Source organism: Micromonospora sp. M51, assembly GCF_018070305.1.
Lineage (GTDB): Bacteria > Actinomycetota > Actinomycetes > Mycobacteriales > Micromonosporaceae > Micromonospora > Micromonospora parva.
In genome coordinates this window covers 1-2,225 of sequence record NZ_JAGPXZ010000899.1, presented here as the reverse complement: position 1 = coordinate 2,225, position 2,225 = coordinate 1, and the positions used below count along the sequence as shown (strand labels likewise).

The window sequence follows — 2,225 nt, the reverse complement described above, 5'->3', positions numbered from 1 at the left end:
CTGGTGGGCCGGCGGCCGCGTCCGCCGCCCCGGTGCCGGCCGAGCTGGTCACGGCGGCCGAGCGGACCGTGCCGGGGGTGGTGTCGGTGCTGGCCGGCGGCGCGAGCAGCGGGTCCGCGACCGGCTCCGGCTTCGCCGTGGACGACCAGCAGCACCTGATCACCAACGACCACATCCTGGCCAAGGGTGGTGGCGGTCCGGTGACAGTGGAGCTGCCCGACGGGCGTCGGTTCGCCGCCGAGGTGGTCGGGCGGGAGCCGCGCAGTGACCTGGCGGTGCTGAAGGTGCCGGCGTCGGCCGGTCTCACCCCGTTGCCCCTGGCCAAGCCGGGCGCGACCCGGGTCGGTGAGCCGGTGCTCGCGGTGGGTTCGCCGCTCGGGCTGGCGGGGACGGTCACCGCTGGCATCGTCAGCGCCCTGGACCGCGAGGTACGCCTCGGCAACAACCGGCACAGCGCGGTGCAGACCGACGCGTCCATCAACCCGGGCAACTCCGGTGGGCCACTGGTCAACGCCCGTGGTGAGGTGGTCGGGGTGAACACCGCCATCGCCACCATCGACGGGAACGGCTCGATCGGCATCGGTTTCGCCATCCCGATCGACCAGGTGCAGCAGACCGCGGACACGATCATCGGCAAGGGTGGCTGAGCTGCCCGAACGCCCCTGCCGGGGGCTGCCACTGTCAGATATCCGGCCCGACGGCATCGGACCATGGAAATATTACGGTCGGTATGGATACTGGCGGAGGTGGAGCGTCCTATTCTCACGGTCCTCCTGCTGGTGGGGCTGGTCATCGGATGTGCAGTGGGGTCGGCGTACGCCCGGGCACGACGCGGGTGGAACGACTACCAGACCGTCAAGAAATCGGTGCCGGGCGCCCGCAGGGGCGCCTGGGCGCTGATCCGTGGGGTCGCCGTGAAGGCGGCGGTGATCGGGCTGCTGCTCTTCGGCGCGGTGGCGTACGCGGCGGTCGGTTCCGACGAGGAGACCGCCGGGACGGCGCCCAGCCAGTCCCCGACCCAGAGCGAGCCTCCGCACCGATAGCCCCGGCAGGCCGTGGCGGGTTAGCCTCGGGGCGTGGACGACGGACTGCGGGTGACCGACCGGTGGGTCGTCCCCGCCGCAGAGCTGCGGGAGCGGTTCTCCCGCTCGTCTGGGCCGGGCGGGCAGGGCGTGAACACCGCTGACTCCCGCGTCGAGCTCAGCTACGACCTGGCCAACTCGCCCACCGTGCCCGACTGGCTGCGGTCGCGGGCGCTGGCCCGGCTGGCCAACCGCCTCGTCGACGGGGTGCTGACGATCGCCGCCAGCGAGCACCGGGCCCAGCTGGCCAACCGGGAGGCGGCCCGGGCACGGATGACCGCCCTGCTACGGGAGGCCGCCGCGCCCCCACCACCGGCCCGTCGAGCGACCCGCCCGTCCCGTGGGGCGAAGGAGCGCCGGCTGGCCGAGAAGAAGCGCCAGTCCCAGCGCAAGCGTGACCGCCGAACAGACGGCGAGTAGCAAACCACCAGAAAAGTCCTCCGTCGTCGGGGTTCCTGCGAATCTCTGGTGACAGAATCTGAAATCTGTCATCCGAAAGGTGTACGCTCAACGCGTCACCCAGGTGAGAGGAACACCCCATGAACACCCGCACCCTCGGCACCACCGGCCCCACCGTCTCCGCGCTCGGGCTCGGCCTGATGGGCATGTCGGACCTCTACGGCGCCACCGACGAGGCCGAGAGCATCGCCACCATCCACGCCGCACTGGACGCCGGCATCACCCTGCTGGACACCGGCGACTTCTACGGCATGGGGCACAACGAGCTGCTGCTGCGCGACGCGTTGCGCGGCCGCAACCGCGACAACGCCCTGATCAGCGTGAAGTTCGGCGCTCTGCGCGACATCGAGGGCGGTTGGAACGGCGTCGACGTCCGCCCCGCCGCGATCAAGAACTTCCTGGCGTACACCCTGCGCCGTCTCGGCACCGACCACGTGGACATCTACCGCCCGGCCCGGCTTTCCCCGGACGTCCCGGTGGAGGACGTGGTCGGCACCCTCGCCGAGCTGGTCAAGGCCGGCCACATCCGCCACATCGGTCTGTCCGAGGTGAGCGCGGAAACCCTGCGCCGGGCGCACGCCGTGCACCCGATCACCGACCTGCAGATCGAATACTCGCTGATCTCCCGCAACCCGGAGACCGACATCCTGCCGACGGCCCGCGAGCTCGGCGTCGGGATCACCG

At 71.3% G+C, this 2,225-nt stretch carries 4 protein-coding genes; all 4 read left to right on the top strand.

All coding sequences use genetic code 11. The annotated features are described in order from the left end of the window. Positions 1-647, top strand: a 647-nt coding sequence (locus tag KBX53_RS30430) for a S1C family serine protease (protein WP_210863149.1), incomplete at its 5' end; no start/stop codon positions are given. Between the two features lie 99 nt (positions 648-746). Next, positions 747-1,043, top strand: coding sequence for a hypothetical protein (locus tag KBX53_RS30425; RefSeq protein ID WP_210863147.1), 297 nt, complete (start codon positions 747-749; stop codon positions 1,041-1,043). 33 nt (positions 1,044-1,076) lie between these two features. Then, the gene (gene arfB / locus KBX53_RS30420) at positions 1,077-1,502 is read left to right on the top strand and encodes an alternative ribosome rescue aminoacyl-tRNA hydrolase ArfB (RefSeq protein WP_030335348.1); all 426 of its coding nucleotides are present in this window, start codon (positions 1,077-1,079) and stop codon (positions 1,500-1,502) included. A 119-nt stretch (positions 1,503-1,621) separates the two neighbouring features. Further along, positions 1,622-2,225: aldo/keto reductase (locus KBX53_RS30415; protein ID WP_210863144.1), on the top strand; the 604-nt coding region annotated here is incomplete at its 3' end.